At 43.9% G+C, this 17,500-nt stretch carries 15 protein-coding genes, 1 tRNA gene, 2 rRNA genes, 1 other RNA gene and 1 other annotated feature (1 of these 20 running past the window's edge); of the genes, 4 read left to right on the top strand and 15 right to left on the bottom strand.

The window, feature by feature from the left end; all coding sequences use genetic code 11:
• Nucleotides 1–77: 77 nt before the first annotated feature.
• From QSJ37_RS09015 to tadA, 7 genes are all read right to left on the bottom strand, one after another.
• Complete coding sequence (locus QSJ37_RS09015; protein WP_285754839.1) at nt 78–344, bottom strand: pro-sigmaK processing inhibitor BofA family protein; 267 nt, start codon at nt 342–344, stop codon at nt 78–80.
• A gap of 78 nt (nt 345–422) precedes the next feature.
• Nucleotides 423–647, bottom strand: a complete 225-nt coding sequence (locus QSJ37_RS09020) for a YaaL family protein (protein WP_012748801.1) — start codon at nt 645–647, stop codon at nt 423–425.
• A gap of 23 nt (nt 648–670) precedes the next feature.
• The gene (recR, locus tag QSJ37_RS09025) at nt 671–1,267 is read right to left on the bottom strand and encodes a recombination mediator RecR (RefSeq protein ID WP_012748800.1); all 597 of its coding nucleotides are present in this window, start codon (nt 1,265–1,267) and stop codon (nt 671–673) included.
• Nucleotides 1,268–1,278: 11 nt separating this feature from the next.
• Nucleotides 1,279–1,602 carry a YbaB/EbfC family nucleoid-associated protein gene (locus tag QSJ37_RS09030; protein ID WP_003247376.1) on the bottom strand — a complete coding sequence of 108 codons (324 nt, stop codon included), beginning with the start codon at nt 1,600–1,602 and terminating at the stop codon, nt 1,279–1,281.
• A 25-nt stretch (nt 1,603–1,627) separates the two neighbouring features.
• On the bottom strand, nt 1,628–3,313 hold the full coding sequence (gene dnaX / locus QSJ37_RS09035) for a DNA polymerase III subunit gamma/tau (RefSeq protein WP_081189751.1): 1,686 nt from the start codon (nt 3,311–3,313) through the stop codon (nt 1,628–1,630).
• 118 nt (nt 3,314–3,431) lie between these two features.
• Nucleotides 3,432–3,696: signal recognition particle sRNA large type (ffs, locus tag QSJ37_RS09040), an RNA gene on the bottom strand.
• Between the two features lie 53 nt (nt 3,697–3,749).
• Entirely contained in the window at nt 3,750–4,232 is a 483-nt protein-coding gene (tadA, locus tag QSJ37_RS09045) for a tRNA adenosine(34) deaminase TadA (protein ID WP_285754840.1), read from the bottom strand.
• 86 nt (nt 4,233–4,318) lie between these two features.
• On the opposite strand from tadA, the gene QSJ37_RS09050 reads away from it, so the two are divergent.
• The 3 genes from QSJ37_RS09050 (at nt 4,319) to QSJ37_RS09060 (ending at nt 7,012) form a co-directional block, all read left to right on the top strand.
• A complete protein-coding gene (locus tag QSJ37_RS09050) occupies nt 4,319–5,605 on the top strand; it encodes a glycoside hydrolase family 18 protein (protein ID WP_285754841.1) in 1,287 nt (428 codons plus the stop codon).
• Nucleotides 5,606–5,708: 103 nt separating this feature from the next.
• Nucleotides 5,709–6,347: a deoxynucleoside kinase gene (locus QSJ37_RS09055; protein WP_285754842.1), complete on the top strand. Its 639-nt coding sequence runs from the start codon at nt 5,709–5,711 to the stop codon at nt 6,345–6,347.
• Nucleotides 6,344–7,012, top strand: a complete 669-nt coding sequence (locus tag QSJ37_RS09060; protein ID WP_012748794.1) for a deoxynucleoside kinase — start codon at nt 6,344–6,346, stop codon at nt 7,010–7,012. Before QSJ37_RS09055 ends, QSJ37_RS09060 begins: the two co-directional genes overlap by 4 nt.
• Before the next feature lie 118 nt (nt 7,013–7,130).
• Here QSJ37_RS09060 and QSJ37_RS09065 read toward each other — a convergent pair.
• The 6 genes from QSJ37_RS09065 to guaB all read right to left on the bottom strand — a co-directional run bounded on the left by QSJ37_RS09065 (nt 7,131) and on the right by guaB (nt 13,480).
• Nucleotides 7,131–7,223: transfer RNA gene (locus QSJ37_RS09065), tRNA-Ser, on the bottom strand.
• Nucleotides 7,224–7,312: 89 nt separating this feature from the next.
• On the bottom strand, nt 7,313–8,587 hold the full coding sequence (gene serS, locus QSJ37_RS09070; RefSeq protein ID WP_285754843.1) for a serine--tRNA ligase: 1,275 nt from the start codon (nt 8,585–8,587) through the stop codon (nt 7,313–7,315).
• Between the two features lie 53 nt (nt 8,588–8,640).
• Nucleotides 8,641–8,857 (bottom strand) — a binding site (T-box leader).
• Between the two features lie 69 nt (nt 8,858–8,926).
• Nucleotides 8,927–9,505, bottom strand: a complete 579-nt coding sequence (pdxT, locus tag QSJ37_RS09075; protein WP_285754844.1) for a pyridoxal 5'-phosphate synthase glutaminase subunit PdxT — start codon at nt 9,503–9,505, stop codon at nt 8,927–8,929.
• A gap of 17 nt (nt 9,506–9,522) precedes the next feature.
• Entirely contained in the window at nt 9,523–10,407 is an 885-nt protein-coding gene (gene pdxS / locus QSJ37_RS09080) for a pyridoxal 5'-phosphate synthase lyase subunit PdxS (RefSeq protein WP_062756475.1), read from the bottom strand.
• A gap of 153 nt (nt 10,408–10,560) precedes the next feature.
• A complete protein-coding gene (locus tag QSJ37_RS09085) occupies nt 10,561–11,892 on the bottom strand; it encodes a serine hydrolase (protein WP_285756089.1) in 1,332 nt (443 codons plus the stop codon).
• Nucleotides 11,893–12,013: 121 nt separating this feature from the next.
• Nucleotides 12,014–13,480: an IMP dehydrogenase gene (gene guaB, locus QSJ37_RS09090; protein WP_012748788.1), complete on the bottom strand. Its 1,467-nt coding sequence runs from the start codon at nt 13,478–13,480 to the stop codon at nt 12,014–12,016.
• Between the two features lie 128 nt (nt 13,481–13,608).
• Between guaB and QSJ37_RS09095 the strand changes: the two genes are divergently transcribed.
• Complete coding sequence (locus QSJ37_RS09095; protein ID WP_285754845.1) at nt 13,609–14,586, top strand: YaaC family protein; 978 nt, start codon at nt 13,609–13,611, stop codon at nt 14,584–14,586.
• A gap of 53 nt (nt 14,587–14,639) precedes the next feature.
• Here QSJ37_RS09095 and rrf read toward each other — a convergent pair.
• A 5S ribosomal RNA gene (gene rrf / locus QSJ37_RS09100) occupies nt 14,640–14,756 on the bottom strand.
• A gap of 285 nt (nt 14,757–15,041) precedes the next feature.
• A 23S ribosomal RNA gene (locus tag QSJ37_RS09105) occupies nt 15,042–17,500 on the bottom strand (it continues 476 nt past the right edge of the window).

Consider the following 17,500-nt stretch of genomic DNA (forward strand, 5'->3'; position numbering starts at 1 on the left):
TTTTCAAAAAATAAAAAAGGCGCTGATGGAAAACAACGCCTTTTTGTCATCTCGCTTACAAATGAAACATATCTTCCTTACATAACGATATACTTTTCGATGATGACTAAAGCTGCCGCTCCCGGTATCCCGAGAAATCCGCATATGAATGCTGTTATGAAATTAATGGGGACATGAAATTGAAACGCTCCGCCAATTGCATTAATAACAAATAATACTAGCGCTCCAATGATTAGTTTAATCGCCCCATATCCTAAAAATTTTAATGCTTTTAATCGTGCTCCTGCTAATAATAAAACAATAATCATAGATAATAGCAAAATAAGTACAAATTTCGGTTCCATTTTCCACGCTCCTTTTTATTGCTTGTACTACAAACTTATGATGAAAGACGGAAAAAAGAACAAAAAAAATAAAGGAAGCTATTTCACTCCCTTTAATGATACACGTCGATATTTTGCTTCACGGATTAAAAAAAAGTATTTAGCCTCTGTAACATTTAACGCCATTAGTACTTCTTCTGAAGGTTCTACACACTTTTCAATCAGCCGTTTCTGTTCATACCATTCGTCTCTCAGCGCTTGTAATTCTTCTACTAATTTTAAATCAAATTGCTTTTTTAGCCAGCCTTTCCGTCGCCATAACAAGTGACCCCCACCTCTTTCTCTTTCTATAACTCTCGACGTCCTTCCAAGGCTTTTGAAAGCGTCACTTCATCGGCATATTCCAAATCTCCGCCCACCGGTAAACCGTGGGCAATTCTCGTTACTTTTATTCCAGTTGGTTTTAGCAAACGCGATATATACATCGCGGTCGCTTCCCCTTCAATGTTCGGGTTTGTCGCCAAAATAACTTCTTGTACAGCTTCATCTTGCAATCTTTTTAATAACTCCGCAATTTTTATATCTTCTGGGCCGATGCCCTCCATTGGAGAAATGGCACCATGCAACACATGGTAAAGCCCATTGTATTCTTTCATTTTTTCCATAGCAATAACATCTTTTGGATCTTGCACAACACATATTGTTGTTCGATCTCGTCTTTCATCTTTGCAAATATAGCAAGGATCTGTATCGGTAATGTGCCCACAAACCGTACAATATCTAATATTCCGTTTGACATCAACAAGCGATTTAGCAAATTCCAACACAGTATCTTCCTTCATCGTTAGAACAAAAAACGCAAGACGAATAGCTGTTTTTGGTCCGATTCCGGGCAGCTTCATAAAACTATCGATTAGTTTAGATATTGGTTCTGGATAATGCATTAAAACTCCTCCTAGAACAATCCCGGAATATTCAATCCTTTTGTAAATTGTCCCATCATTTCGGCTGCTAACTCATCTGCTTTTTTCAAAGCATCATTTGTTGCTGCCAACACTAAGTCTTGGAGCATTTCAATGTCTTCTGGATCCACCACTTCTTCTTTGATTTTTACTTCCAAAATTTGTTTATGACCGTTCGCTATAACGGTCACCATACCGCCTCCTGCAGTGCCTTCTACCGTTTTTTCTGCTAATTGTTCTTGTGCTTTCTGCATTTCTTTTTGCATTTTTTGCATTTGTTTCATCATTTTTTGCATATTTCCCATTCCGCCACGCATCATTGTTTTTTCCTCCTTAATATGGTTATTCCTTAATTTCAATTAATTCCTCACCAAACAGCCGCTTTGCTTCCGCGATTAGTGGATCTTCTCCCTGTTCTTGTTCGCGCTTCGCTCCTTTTTCGCGAATGAATTCTTCTCTTATTTTGCTCCATTCTTCTTCAGGAACTGCCACCATTTCAAAACGTTTTTTCGTTAGCTCAAATAAAATCGCCTCTAAATTATCTTTCACATAATTCGTATTGTCAGCGGCCATTTTACAATGGATTTCATATTTAAACTTCAACACAAAAGCGTTTGGGCTTGCAGCAACTGGCTCGCTTTCCTGCAATAAAGCTGCATGGGATACTTTATGTTGCTTCCTTAATGTATCCAGCATCTCAGCCCAATGGCTTTTGATAAGCGATAAATCTTGATGGGTCGCTTGCTTTAAGATTTCATAAATACGGCCAACCGGCGTTTTATATCCTCCTGTTTTTAGCGTCTTTGTTTGTTTTTTCGTTTGCGCAGGGGCGGTTGTTGCGACAGATGCATGATGTTCTTTTAAACGGCGCAGTTCCGCTTCCAAATATTCCAACTTTTTTGCGAGCGATTGAATTTCTTCAGAGGACGGTGATGGATAGGAAGCTTGTTGATGGCAAAGCTTCACCAGCGCAACCTCTAAAAAAATGCGCGGATGATTCGTCCATTTCATTTCTTGCTGGCTTTTATTTAACACTTCAATCGTTTCGTAGATGTCAGATAACGGAACTGACTGAGCTAAATGTTGAAACGTATCGTCAACAACTGTGCCTTTTATCGCCCCTTCTACATGGGGAGCCGTTTTATAAAGCAAAAGATCCCGATAATATAAAATTAAATCTTCAATAAGGCGATTAGGATCTTTTCCTTGATCCATCATTTCCTCAAGCAGCTGCAATGATGTTGCCGTATCTTTCTCATATATAGCCCGAACAAGAGAAGCCAATGTCGCGGAAGATACGGATCCGGTCATGGCAAGGACATCTTCAAGCAACAATTCTCCATCACTAAATGAAATAGCTTGATCAAGCAAGCTTAACGCATCGCGCATTCCGCCGTCGGCCGCGCGAGCAATCGCAAACAAAGCCTCATCTGAAGCTTTTATCCCTTGCTGTTCAATAACTTGCCGCAACCTTGCGACAATAGAATGCAATGGAATTCGCCGAAAATCAAAGCGCTGACAACGGGAAATAATCGTAAGCGGAATTTTATGAGGCTCTGTTGTTGCTAATATAAAAATAACATGCTTTGGAGGTTCCTCTAACGTCTTTAATAACGCATTAAAAGCGCCAATTGAAAGCATATGTACTTCATCGATAATATATACCTTATAGCGAACAGATGTCGGCGCAAATTTCACTTTATCACGAATATCCCGAATTTCATCCACCCGGTTGTTCGAAGCCGCATCAATTTCCAATACGTCTGGAATGGCGCCATTCGTAATCCCGATGCATGCAGGACATTCGTTGCATGGCTCCGCCGTCGGTGCATGCTCACAATTTACCGCTTTTGCTAAAATTTTCGCAGCGCTCGTTTTTCCTGTACCACGCGGACCAGAAAACAAATATGCGTGAGATATTTTATTTTGAAGCAGGGCACTTTGCAATGTTTTCGTCACGTGTTCTTGACCGACAACATCTGCAAACCGCTGCGGCCGAAAAACACGATATAAAGCTTGGTATGTCACGAAATGGCCCCCCTCTTTTTCTCATCTCATTTATTATATAATGTCTTCGCCTTTTTTCAAAATAAGAAATAAAAAAACTCACTCGCAAGGAGTGAGTTCTATGTTCTCTTTATGTAGGCCGTGCACCTTCTGTCGATTAGCTGCCCCAAGCGTTGCTCAAGCAGTTAGCTCAGCCCAGGCACCCCCGCGGCACATGGGAGAATCCGCTTACTGCTGCTTCCTTCCGGACCTGACAGGGTTCACGGAATCCCATTGCGCGGGACCCAGGCGTCAACACCACTTACTTGAGACAGACCTTACGGCAAACTAACCTCGAGAAGGGATTCAGCCTCGCTAGAGCGGATTGCGAGTACAGGGCACCGCTACCTCCCCGCTTAGCACGGCAATATAAGTATATCGGTTTTTGAAACAAAATGCAATGACTGACCTCGATCATTTAGCTGGAACTTTGCCCAATATTTTTCTTTTTTTCGCGAAGCTTTCGGAAAAAGCTGCTTAACATTTGCCCGCATTCTTCTCCTAATATCCCGCTTGTCACTTCCGCTTGATGATTAAATCTTCCTTCTTGCAACAAATTCATCAATGTTCCTGCGCAGCCTCCTTTTGGGTCACTTGCGCCGAACACGACCCGCTTAATGCGGGCAAGTACAATGGCACCAGCGCACATCGCGCAAGGTTCTAATGTGACATACAATGTCGCGTCTTCTAAGCGCCATGCCCCCACTTCCTTACACGCTTTATCAATCGCTAAAATTTCCGCGTGGGCAATGGCACGCTGTTCCGTCTCCCGCAAATTATGAGCGCGAGCAATAATATGGCCGTCTTGAACAATGATCGCACCAATTGGAACTTCTCCTATTTGTTCCGCTTTTTTCGCTTCTTCTATAGCTAAACGCATATAGTATTCATCGTTTACCATTGTTAAAACTCCTCATAAAAACGAGCATTTCTGTTCTTTTTCCATCATAAAATAAGAAGAACGAAGACGCAACTAGGGGGTATAATATGCAAATTCATGTTGTACAAAGCGGGCAAACGTTAAGCGGAATTGCTCAAGCGTATAATACGACTCCTGAAGAAATCATTCGGGCAAACGAACTTCCAAATCCAAACGATCTTGTTGTTGGTCAAGCACTTGTTATCCCCATTGTTGGTCGCTTTTATTGGGTTCAACGTGGCGATAGTTTATGGTCCATCTCCCGGAAATTTTCCATTCCTGCGCAGCGTCTTGCGGAAATTAACCGCATTTCCTTAAATAGCCCGCTGCAAATTGGACAACGTTTATACATTCCGCCAAATGCAAAACGGAGAGCCGAGTTTAACGGATATGTTGAACCACGTGGAACGACTGTCAGCCCAGCACTGGAGGCAAGTGCTCGTCAAGCAGCCCCATATTTAACGTACTTAGCTCCGTTTCAGTTCCAAATTCAGCGAAATGCAGCACTCAAAGAACCTCCATTGAATAATTTCCCATCTATCGCTCGCGCCAATCGCGTTACTTTAATCATGGTCGTTACCAATATCGAAAACGATCAATTTAGTGATGAACTAGGAGCGCTTATTTTAAACAACGAACAATTACAAAACCGTCTATTAGAAAACATTGTAACAACAGCAAAAAAGTACGGATTTCGCGATATTCACTTTGATATGGAATATTTGCGTCCCGAAGACCGCGAAGCGTATAACGCGTTTTTGCGAAAAGCAAAACGGCGATTTGAACGTGAAGGGTGGCTTATGTCTACCGCATTGGCGCCGAAAACAAGCGCGACACAAAAAGGCCGCTGGTATGAAGCGCATGATTACCGTGCCCACGGACAAATTGTTGATTTTGTCGTCATTATGACATATGAATGGGGATATAGCGGTGGACCGCCAATGGCGGTTTCTCCAATTGGCCCTGTTCGGCAGGTGATTGAATATGCCATTTCCGAAATGCCCTCTTCTAAAATTATGATGGGACAAAACTTATACGGATACGATTGGACACTTCCATACGTACCGGGTGGACCATATGCACGGGCGATTAGTCCGCAACAAGCGATCCGTCTTGCTGCTCAATACAATGTCGTCATTGAATATGACACCAAAGCGCAAGCTCCTCATTTCCGCTATCGGGACGAAAACGGAAAAGAACACGAAGTTTGGTTTGAAGACGCCCGTTCGATTCAAGCAAAATTTGACTTAGTAAAAGAACTCGGCCTACGGGGAATCAGCTATTGGAAACTAGGATTAGATTTTCCGCAAAATTGGTTGCTGCTAACAGATAACTTTACTGTTATAAAAAGGTAAATAATACTTTTTTCAATCGCACTTGGTTGTTTTTCCAAGTGCGATTTTATTTATCTATGTGTTAAAATAAATTTTATCTGTCTAAGGAGAAGGGGGAGCACAGATGGGAATGGTTCCATTTATCGCGGTGGAAGGTCCGATTGGGGTTGGGAAAACTTCATTGGCGAAAGCGATTTCCGAACATTTCCGCTATCATTTAGTGAAAGAAATCGTCGATGAAAATCCATTTCTCGGGAAATTTTATGAAAATATCGAAGAATGGAGCTTCCAAACGGAAATGTTTTTCCTTTGCCATCGTTATAAGCAATTAGAAGAAATTGATCGTAACTTTCTTCAACAAAAAAAACCAGTTGTTGCCGATTACCATATTATGAAAAATATAATTTTCTCCAAAAGAACGTTAAAAGAACATCATTATAAAAAATATATAAAAATTTATGATATTTTAACAGATGGTTTACCTCAACCTAATATGATCATTTACTTACATGCCAGCCTTGAAACGCTATTAACACGCATTCATCAACGCGGCCGCGACTTTGAGAAAAGAATAGATCCAGTCTACTTACAGCAGCTAGCCGCTGATTATGAAGAAGCGTTTGCTCTATTCGAACAAGCAAATCCACATATTCCAGTTCTTCGGTTCAACGGGGACTTGCTCGATTTCGTTCAACGGGAAGAAGATTTACATTACATATTCGAACGAGTAAAAACTGTCGTAAAAGGGGTTTCGCAACGATGAACTTACGTGAAAAATATCGTATTCCAGATAACGCGATCATTACGATTGCCGGAACAGTCGGTGTCGGTAAATCAACCATGACAAAAGCATTAGCCAAAGCACTAAATTTTCGCACTTCATTTGAAAAAGTAGATACAAATCCATATTTAGACAAGTTTTATGATAATTTTGAACGTTGGAGTTTTCATTTACAAATTTATTTTCTTGCGGAGCGATTTAAAGAACAAAAGCGGATGTTTGAATATGGCGGCGGCTTTGTTCAAGATCGGTCTATTTACGAAGACGCGCATATTTTTGCAAAAATGCACTTTGAAAATGGAACAATGACGGCTGTGGATTACGAAACATATACAAGCTTATTTCAAGCGATGGTCATGACACCGTATTTCCCGCATCCTGATTTGCTTATTTATTTGGAAGGAAGTTTTGAGGAAGTGATGAAGCGCATTCGTGAGCGCGGGCGTCCAATGGAACAGAAAACACCTATATCATATTGGAAGGAAATGTATGAACGTTATGAGAAATGGATTAATGAATTTAACGCTTGCCCAGTTCTTCGCGTAAACATTAACGAATACGATATTGTCGAAGACGAGCAGTCCATCGAACCAATTATTAAAAAAGCTTCAACGATTATTCACGAGTATTATCGTATAAAAAAATAACCGCCACTATTAGGCGGTTATTTTTTGCTTTGGAAAAATAAAAATTCGTTACAAAATGTAACGAATCGTCTCGGATAACAATCTCCACTTATGCGCGTTGGTATTTTCAATTCCTTTATGGCGGAGGAGGAGGGATTCGAACCCCCGCGCGCCTTGCGGCGCCTCTCGGTTTTCAAGACCGACCCCTTCAGCCAGACTTGGGTACTCCTCCGTACTGACATCATTCAATATAACATCACTGAAGATAAAAGTCAACACCTTTTATGGCAGAGCGGGCGGGCAAATCCGCCCTGCTCTTATTTATCGAATAACTTCTAGATTTCCCATGTACGGACGCAGTACTTCTGGAATGACAACCGTTCCATCTTCCTGCTGATAGTTTTCTAAGATGGCGGCCACCGTGCGCCCAATCGCCAACCCTGATCCATTGAGCGTATGCACATATTCCGGTTTCGCCTTTGGTTCACGGCGGAAACGAATGTTAGCACGCCGTGCTTGGAATGCCTCAAAGTTGCTGCACGAAGAAATCTCACGATACGTTCCATAGCTTGGCAGCCATACTTCAATATCATATGTCTTCGCCGACGAGAACCCTAAATCACCGGTGCATAAACATACAACACGATAAGGAAGTCCAAGCAGCTGCAAAATTCTCTCTGCTTGATTTGTTAACTTTTCTAATTCGTCATATGAATCTTCCGGTTTCACAAGTTTCACCAGCTCTACTTTATTAAATTGATGCTGGCGAATAAGCCCTCTTGTATCACGTCCAGCAGAACCGGCTTCGGCGCGGAAACATGCACTGTAAGCAACATAGTAAATCGGCAAATCTTCCGCGGATAAAATTTCATCGCGATGTAAATTTGTCACAGGCACTTCTGCTGTCGGAATTAAAAAGTAATCATCTGTTTCGATACGGAATGCGTCTTCTTCAAATTTTGGCAATTGCCCTGTTCCCGTCATACTCGCCCGATTGACAAGGTACGGAGGCAATATCTCTTGATAGCCAAACTCTTCGATATGAACATCAAGCATAAAGTTAATTAACGCGCGCTCCAGGCGGGCGCCGAGTCCTTTATAAAAGACAAAGCGGCTTCCTGTTACTTTCGCAGCCCGTTCAAAATCAAGAATACCGAGCTGTTCGGCAATATCCCAGTGCGGTTTCGGTTCAAATGAAAACGAACGCGGTTCCCCCCATTTGCGGACTTCGACATTATCTTCTTCCGACTTTCCAACGGGTACCGATTCATGCGGGACATTTGGAATAGACAATAATAGCGCATTTAGTTCCTCTTCCACTTGGCGGATTTCATCATCCATGGCTTTAATGCGATCCCCTACATCCCGCATCTCGGCAATGAGATGATCAGCATCTTTTTTCTCGCGTTTCAATACGGCGATTTGTTGGGATACTTCATTTCGTTTATTTTTTAGTTCTTCTGCTTTTGCGATTAATTCGCGGCGCTTTTTGTCTAGCTCTTCAAAGCGATCGATATTTGTTAAATCTTCGCCGCGCTTTAGAAGCTTTTCTTTTACTTCTTGAAAATGATTGCGCAAATATTTGACATCAAGCATCAACGATACCTCCTTTTTTAATTATTATTATAAAATAAAAACTCCCGTCCCCAAAAAGGGACGAGAGTAATCCCGCGTTGCCACCCTAATTGAAGACGAGGCTGTCTTCCGCTTGAATCGATAACGGCGAAAAGCCGAAAATGCTTACTAGCTTGCGCGTTCGGCATTTTACTCCAGGATGGATTCACAAGTGTTTCCCATCGGTTTGCACCACCCACCGACTCTCTGAAGAGAAACGACCTTGCTACTAGTTCCTTTCATCGCTTTAGCGCTATGCGATTTTCATATACCTGTTTGTACCAATAATGTACTATAAGCTTTTTTGAAACGCAACTCTTTTTATGCTTTCGCTTCTTTCACCATATTAAGAAAATATTGTGTCATACGATAGTCATCGGTCAATTCAGGATGGAACGAGCATCCTAGAAACTGCCCTTGTCTTGCCGCAACAATACGTCCTTCATATTTCGCCAAAACTTCGACGTCCTCGCCTACTTCCACAATATGTGGAGCGCGGATAAATACACCGATAAAATCATCGGCAACACCAGAAATCGAAAGCTCGGCTTCAAAACTTTCACGTTGACGGCCAAAAGAATTGCGTTCCACCGTAATATCCATCAATCCTAGATGCGGCTCATCATAACCGACGATTCGTTTCGCTAACAAAATGAGGCCAGCGCACGTGCCGAACATCGGCTTTCCTGCTGCAGCAAACTGTTTTAACGGCTCGATAAATCCGTATTTATCCATCAAACGGCGCATCGTCGTACTTTCGCCGCCAGGAAGAATAAGGCCGTCAATTCCCTCTAATTGCTCTATTTTTTTTACGACCACTGCCTCGGCGCCGCACGCCTCAATGGAACGAACATGTTCTTGTACGGCACCTTGTAAGCCAAGCACTCCAATTTTCATCATAACGTCTACTCCTTTACTTACCAACCACGCTCTTGCATACGTTGTTCTGGCAATAATGATGCGACATCAATGCCGCGCATTGCGCTACCTAATCCTTTGGATAAATGGGCGATTAGCTCGTAATCTTCATAATGTGCCGTTGCTTCAACGATCGCCCGCGCATATTTTTCTGGATTTTCCGATTTAAAAATACCTGAACCGACAAATACCCCATCTGCACCTAAATGCATCATCAATGCCGCGTCAGCCGGGGTCGCGATACCGCCTGCGGCAAAGTTGACGACAGGGAGGCGGCCTAACCGCTTAATTTCGCGTAATACTTCAACCGGAGCACCTAAATTCTTCGCTTCTGTCACAAGCTCGTCTTCACTCATGCTGACGACTTTTCGTATTTGCGCATTTACTTTGCGCATATGACGCACTGCCTCGACAATGTTTCCTGTTCCTGGTTCTCCTTTTGTGCGAAGCATCGATGCCCCTTCAGCAATGCGGCGCGCCGCTTCTCCTAAGTCGCGACAACCGCAAACAAACGGAACGGTAAATTGTCGTTTATCAATATGGAATTCTTCATCAGCTGGTGTTAATACTTCACTCTCATCAATATAATCAACACCTAACGCCTCAAGGACGCGTGCTTCGACGTAATGACCGATACGCGCTTTGGCCATAACAGGAATCGATACGGCCTTCATCACTTCTTCAATGACCGTCGGATCTGCCATGCGCGCGACACCGCCAGCGGCACGAATATCAGCAGGGACGCGTTCCAATGCCATCACCGCTACTGCACCGGCTGCCTCTGCGATTTTCGCCTGTTCCGCATTCACCACGTCCATGATGACGCCGCCTTTTTGCATTTCCGCCATTCCCCGTTTTACACGATCTGTACCTGTAATTGCCACTTGTCATTCCTCCTTATTTCACTATGCCGTTACACTGTGATGGTTAACCCTAAAACACCACAGTGTTTACAATAGATGATTACATTTTTTTATTTTACCTCAATTTTTTAAAAAATCACAATAGAAAAAAGCTCCCTAAAAAGGAAGGAGCTTTTAAAACCAGCCTTTGACAGTTTTTACTACGCTTGTCCATACATCGCCAAACAGCCCGCCAATTCCTCTCACTGCAAGCACAAACCAGTTTGCTTTTTCGACGCTTTTCTTTGTAACAATATTTACTTTTACATTATTTTTCATTTCTGGACTTAAAAAGCTATACTCCTCTGTGCCTTTGTATTGCAATGTCATATATCCGACTTTTTCACCTTTTTTTATAGGTGCGACTAATTCACCTTTGTCTGTTAATTTCTTTTGATCAAAAACATATACAGGACGATAGTTTTTTTCCTCTCCGTTTTTCACGACAAGAAAAAACGGCTTATCGGTTACGATGGCAACCGACTTTTCTTTTCCTTTCACTACCGGTAGCGTCGATTTTCCTTTTAGTTGATATCCTTTCGGGTATAGCTTTTTGATAGAGTAATTGCTAAATCCATAGTGAAGCAGTTTTTCCGTTTGTTCAAATCGAGCTTCGATGGTCGATTTTCCGTTGCTTTTCGCATTCATCACTACTGTAATGAAACGAACGCCATCTCGTTCCGCTGTTCCGGTAAAACAGTATCCAGCAAATTCGGTATAACCTGTTTTTAATCCGTCTACTCCTTCATATTCGCGAACGAGTCCAGGTAGCATCCAGTTCCAGTTATCCATCTTAATTTGATCATCGGTTCCTTCGCGAAATATTTTCCGAGGAGTACTTGCTGTTTCCAATACTTCTGGATATTCTTTCAACAAATGATACGCTAGTGTGGCAACGGAACGGGCAGACATCACATTCTCTTCTCTCTGGTTCGTTCCTTCCGGATGAAACCCTTTTAAATCTTCATTGCTTAATCCCGTGGAGTTGACAAATTTATATCCCTTAAGTCCTAATTGTTTCGCCTTTTCATTCATCATTTTGACAAAGTTTTGTTCCGAACCACCGACAATTTCGGCAATAGCTACCGTGGCAGCGTTGGCGGAATAAATCGCCATCGCTTCGTAAAGCTCACGAACAGTGTATTTTTCGTCTTTTCGTAAAGGAACGTTGGATAAAGAGCGATCTTGCGAAAGACGATAAACGTAGTCGCTTGGTGTATATTGCTGATCCCATTTTACCCGTTTTTCTTTAATTGCTTCTAACAGTAAGTACTCGGTCATCATTTTGGTCATACTAGCAATACCGAGAACTGTATCAATATTTTTTTGATACAAAATTCTCCCTGTATTTGCATCAACAAGTATCGCCGCATCTGCTTCGATATTTAGCGGATCGCTTGCTGCTTTTGCCACACGAAATGGCAACAGGCTCAAAAATAGAGAAATAATAAGTAAACTGATCAACATTTTATGTTTGATGTTTTTCACTGTCACACCCTCCTCACACAACCGTTATTGTAACACACTCCAGTGCAAAAAAATAGACGGAGAAGCTTTTCTCCGCCTAAGTTAGGTCAATAGACATATATTAAGAAAGAGAATAGTTTGGTGCTTCTTTCGTAATTTGCACATCATGCGGATGGCTTTCTCGCAATCCGGCACTCGTCATGCGAATAAATTGCGTCTTTTCTCGTAGTTCTTCTAAATTTCTTGTTCCGCAATACCCCATTCCTGCACGTAAACCGCCGACAAGCTGATAAATCGTGTCAGCTAAAGGTCCTTTGTAAGGAACGCGCCCTTCAATTCCTTCAGGAACAAACTTTTTATTATCCTCTTGAAAATAACGGTCTTTGCTTCCTTTTTCCATCGCAGCAACAGATCCCATTCCGCGATACACTTTAAATCTTCTTCCTTGATAAATTTCCGTTTCTCCAGGGCTTTCTGATACTCCGGCTAAAAGGCTGCCCAACATGACCGCGTGTGCCCCTGCTGCCAATGCTTTTACAATATCGCCGGAATATTTAATTCCGCCATCGGCGATGATCGGGACGCCATATTTACGGGCTTCTGTCGCACAGTCGTATATTGCCGTAATTTGCGGTACACCGACTCCCGCGACAACGCGCGTCGTACAAATCGACCCAGGGCCAATTCCGACTTTAATGATGTTCGCTCCTGCCTCGATCAAGTCGCGTGTCGCCTCCGCTGTCGCGACATTTCCAGCGATAATATTTAAGTCTGGATATTGTTCGCGAATTTTACGCACCGTTTCAAGGACGCCTTTGGAATGGCCATGCGCCGTGTCCACGACAATGACGTCAACATTTGCTTCTACCAGCTTTTTCACGCGAATCATCGTATCAGCTGTAACGCCAACAGCTGCCCCTACAAGAAGCCGTCCTTTCGCATCTTTTGCGGAATTTGGAAACTCGATTACTTTTTCAATATCTTTAATCGTAATAAGTCCTTTTAGTACTCCGTTTTCATCGACAAGCGGCAATTTTTCAACTTTGTACTTTTGTAAAATCTTTTCTGCTTCTTCTAGTGTCGTTCCGACCGGGGCTGTGATTAAATTTTCTTTTGTCATTACATCGGCGATTTTAATGGAATAGTCTTGGATGAAACGCAAATCACGATTTGTAATAATGCCAACGAGCTTTTGCTCTTCCTCATTATTGACAATCGGTACGCCAGAAATACGATATTTACTCATTAAATGTTCCGCGTCGTATACTTGATGTTCAGGGGTTAAGAAAAATGGATCCGTAATAACTCCTCGCTCCGAACGTTTCACTTTGTCTACTTGCTCTGCTTGCTGCTCGATGGACATATTTTTATGGATAATCCCAAGCCCACCTTGTCTTGCCATGGCAATTGCCATTTCTGCTTCGGTTACCGTATCCATTCCTGCGCTAATAATCGGGATGTTCAACTGTAATGTTTCGCTTAACTTTGTAGTCACATCTACATCACGAGGCAATACATCTGATTTTGCAGGGATAAGAAGCACATCGTCAAACGTTAATCCTTCTTTAGCAAATTTTGATTCCCACATGTTTTCTCCCCCTTGTCCGGAAAATTATTATTAGTAGCTTATCAACTGGTTAAACTACTGTCAAGGAATAGAGAAAATGTTCAACTTTTCAGTTATTTTGTTGAAAAATTCATGGTAGGGGGATAGAAATGTTGGGTGACAGAAACATTCCAAACAAATTTATCGTATTTCATTCGGCAGATATAGCTCAACAACTGCTTTATCAATGCTATGTAAAACAAGAAAGAGAAGATGCTATGCAAAAAAGCTACACGAACTGCTATCCATTTCTTTATTATTTAGAACACGGCCAAAACTTTTATTCAACCGCACGCCATGCGCCTTTATCGATTAAGCCTGTTCTTTTATTTTACGGAATGGTACAGCTTTTAAAAGCTTGCCTGCTTACTGTCGATGCAGATTATCCTGAGTCTACTTCCGTTTTAGCACATGGAGTCTCAACAAGAAAAAGAAAAAAACAAGGATATGAATTTTTAGATGACGAAGTAAAGGTACAAAAAAACGGCTTGTTCACTCATTTTTCTGAAAAAATGTTTCATGTGAAACAAACAACAGGAGAAAAATTCCGAATGGTTACGTTACTGCAAAGAATATGCGAACTACATGAATCATTTTCCATATTTAACGATAAAAAAATATTGTCTATAGAAGTTATACATAACTCTTCCTGCAATTCCATTGCGATTCCGATAGAAATTTTAGATCATTATCATATGACGTTAAATCGCTTTATTCATTACATAGAACATGAATGGCATTTTTTAAATGCCACTTTTGTGAAAGAGGAAGATCGTTTTATTCACATCGGCATCGAATCGCCACTACAGCCAATTGGATGTGAACCATTTATGTTTCATTTGAATGGAACATACCGCATTCCAATAAAGAGAGAAAAGATATTTATGTTTCCGGAAGTAATCGCTCATTATTTATTGCTATATAACTTAAGTATGATTTCACGATATGAAACGGAATGGTGGAGTGAGTTATTACACTCTTACTCAAGTAATGCATATACATTGATTGTTCAATTTTTATCTTTGACTGCAGAAAAAGTACCGTTATTGCTTTATGAATATTTGATGCAGCGGCTGTTTCCGGCATAATGAAAAAGCACCCTGCCTTATTCATAGACAGGGTGCTCTATAAGTGAAATCTTGCCTAGCAACGACCTACTCTTGCAGGGGCGCTGGCCCCAACTACCATCGGCGCTGGAGAGCTTAACTTCCGTGTTCGGAATGGGAACGGGTGTTTCCTCTCCGCTATTGTCACTAGGCAATTATCTCAATTGGACATTTATTATTATATTCCAATCATCACGTTTGTCAAGAGGGATTTCGTTCCCTCAAAACTAGATAACCGTCTGTTTGGAAGAAGCCATTTTGCATAGGCGGCTTCCGCTTTTCCGTTGTCTAGCTCCTAGCGTCCTACGCTTTTCGCTTTGTCCAGCTCCGGCTCGCAGCGCCTTGCGGAAAATAACCTTCCTCCGTCGACATGCAAGCATGTCTCGTCGGAAGAACATTTTCCTTTTGGCGCTAAGCGCTCGCCTCCACTTTTCGCTTTGGTTAAGTCCTCGATCGATTAGTATCCGTCAGCTCCACGTGTCGCCACGCTTCCACCTCGGACCTATCGACCTCGTCATCTTCGAGGGATCTTACTCGCTTGACGCGATGGGAAATCTCATCTTGAGGGGGGCTTCACGCTTAGATGCTTTCAGCGCTTATCCCTTCCGCACATAGCTACCCAGCGGTGCCCCTGGCGGGACAACTGGTACACCAGCGGTGCGTCCATCCCGGTCCTCTCGTACTAAGGACAGCTCCTCTCAAATTTCCTGCGCCCGCGACGGATAGGGACCGAACTGTCTCACGACGTTCTGAACCCAGCTCGCGTACCGCTTTAATGGGCGAACAGCCCAACCCTTGGGACCGACTACAGCCCCAGGATGCGATGAGCCGACATCGAGGTGCCAAACCTCCCCGTCGATGTGGACTCTTGGGGGAGATCAGCCTGTTATCCCCGGGGTAGCTTTTATCCGTTGAGCGATGGCCCTTCCATACGGAACCACCGGATCACTAAGCCCGACTTTCGTCCCTGCTCGACCTGTCCGTCTCGCAGTCAAGCTCCCTTGTGCCTTTGCACTCTACGAATGATTTCCAACCATTCTGAGGGAACCTTTGGGCGCCTCCGTTACCTTTTGGGAGGCGACCGCCCCAGTCAAACTGCCCACCTGACACTGTCTCCCACCCCGATCAGGGGTGCGGGTTAGAATTTCAATACCGCCAGGGTGGTATCCCACCGGCGCCTCCACCGAAGCTGGCGCTCCGGCTTCTCAGGCTCCCACCTATCCTGTACAAGCGATACCAAAATTCCATATCAGGCTGCAGTAAAGCTCCACGGGGTCTTTCCGTCCTGTCGCGGGTAACCTGCATCTTCACAGGTAGTATGATTTCACCGGGTCTCTCGTTGAGACAGTGCCCAAGTCGTTACACCTTTCGTGCGGGTCGGAACTTACCCGACAAGGAATTTCGCTACCTTAGGACCGTTATAGTTACGGCCGCCGTTTACTGGGGCTTCGGTTCGCACCTTCAGCCTTGCGGCTTAAGCGCTCCCCTTAACCTTCCAGCACCGGGCAGGTGTCAGCCCCTATACTTCGCCTTTCGGCTTCGCAGAGACCTGTGTTTTTGATAAACAGTCGCTTGGGCCTTTTCACTGCGGCTCTCTCGGGCTCATCACCCAAGAGAGCACCCCTTCTCCCGAAGTTACGGGGTCATTTTGCCGAGTTCCTTAACGAGAGTTCTCCCGCGCACCTTAGGATTCTCTCCTCGCCTACCTGTGTCGGTTTGCGGTACGGGCACCTCTCACCTCGCTAGAGGCTTTTCTTGGCAGTGTAGGATCGGGGACTTCGGGACCGATGGTCCCTTCGCCATCACGGCTCAGCCTTTGCGCCAGACGGATTTGCCTATCTGGCAGCCTAACCGCTTGGACAGGCTATTCCAGCAGCCTGCTCGCCCTACCTTCCTGCGTCCCCCCATTGCTCAAACGGTGAGGAGGTGGTACAGGAATCTCAACCTGTTGCCCATCACCTACGCCTTTCGGCCTCGGCTTAGGTCCCGACTAACCCTGAGCGGACGAACCTTCCTCAGGAAACCTTAGGCTTTCGGTGCAGAGGATTCTCACCTCTGTTTTCGCTACTCACACCGGCATTCTCACTTCTAAGCGCTCCACGAGTCCTTCCGGTCTCGCTTCGGCGCGCTTAGAACGCTCCCCTACCGATGACGGGCGGTCATCCCACAGCTTCGGTGGCACGTTTAGCCCCGGTACATTTTCGGCGCAGAGTCACTCGACCAGTGAGCTATTACGCACTCTTTAAATGATGGCTGCTTCTAAGCCAACATCCTGGTTGTCTGGGCAACTCCACATCCTTTTCCACTTAACGTGCACTTTGGGACCTTAGCTGGTGGTCTGGGCTGTTTCCCTCTCGACCACGGATCTTATCACTCGTAGTCTGACTCCCAAGGATAAGTCATTGGCATTCGGAGTTTGACTGAGTTCGGTAACCCGATGAGGGCCCCTAGCTCAATCAGTGCTCTACCTCCAAGACTCTTCCCTTGAGGCTAGCCCTAAAGCTATTTCGGGGAGAACCAGCTATCTCCAGGTTCGATTGGCATTTCACCCCTACCCACACCTCATCCCCGCACTTTTCAACGTGCGTGGGTTCGGGCCTCCAGTAGGTGTTACCCTACCTTCACCCTGGACATGGGTAGATCACCTGGTTTCGGGTCTACGACGACGTACTTAACGCCCTATTCAGACTCGCTTTCGCTGCGGCTCCGTCTCTTCGACTTAACCTCGCACGTCATCGTAACTCGCCGGTTCATTCTACAAAAGGCACGCCATCACCCATAAACGGGCTCTGACTACTTGTAGGCACACGGTTTCAGGTTCTCTTTCACTCCCCTTCCGGGGTGCTTTTCACCTTTCCCTCACGGTACTGGTTCACTATCGGTCACTAGGGAGTAT

The sequence above is a fragment of the Parageobacillus sp. G301 genome (genome assembly GCF_030268025.1).
Lineage (GTDB): Bacteria > Bacillota > Bacilli > Bacillales > Anoxybacillaceae > Parageobacillus_B > Parageobacillus_B toebii.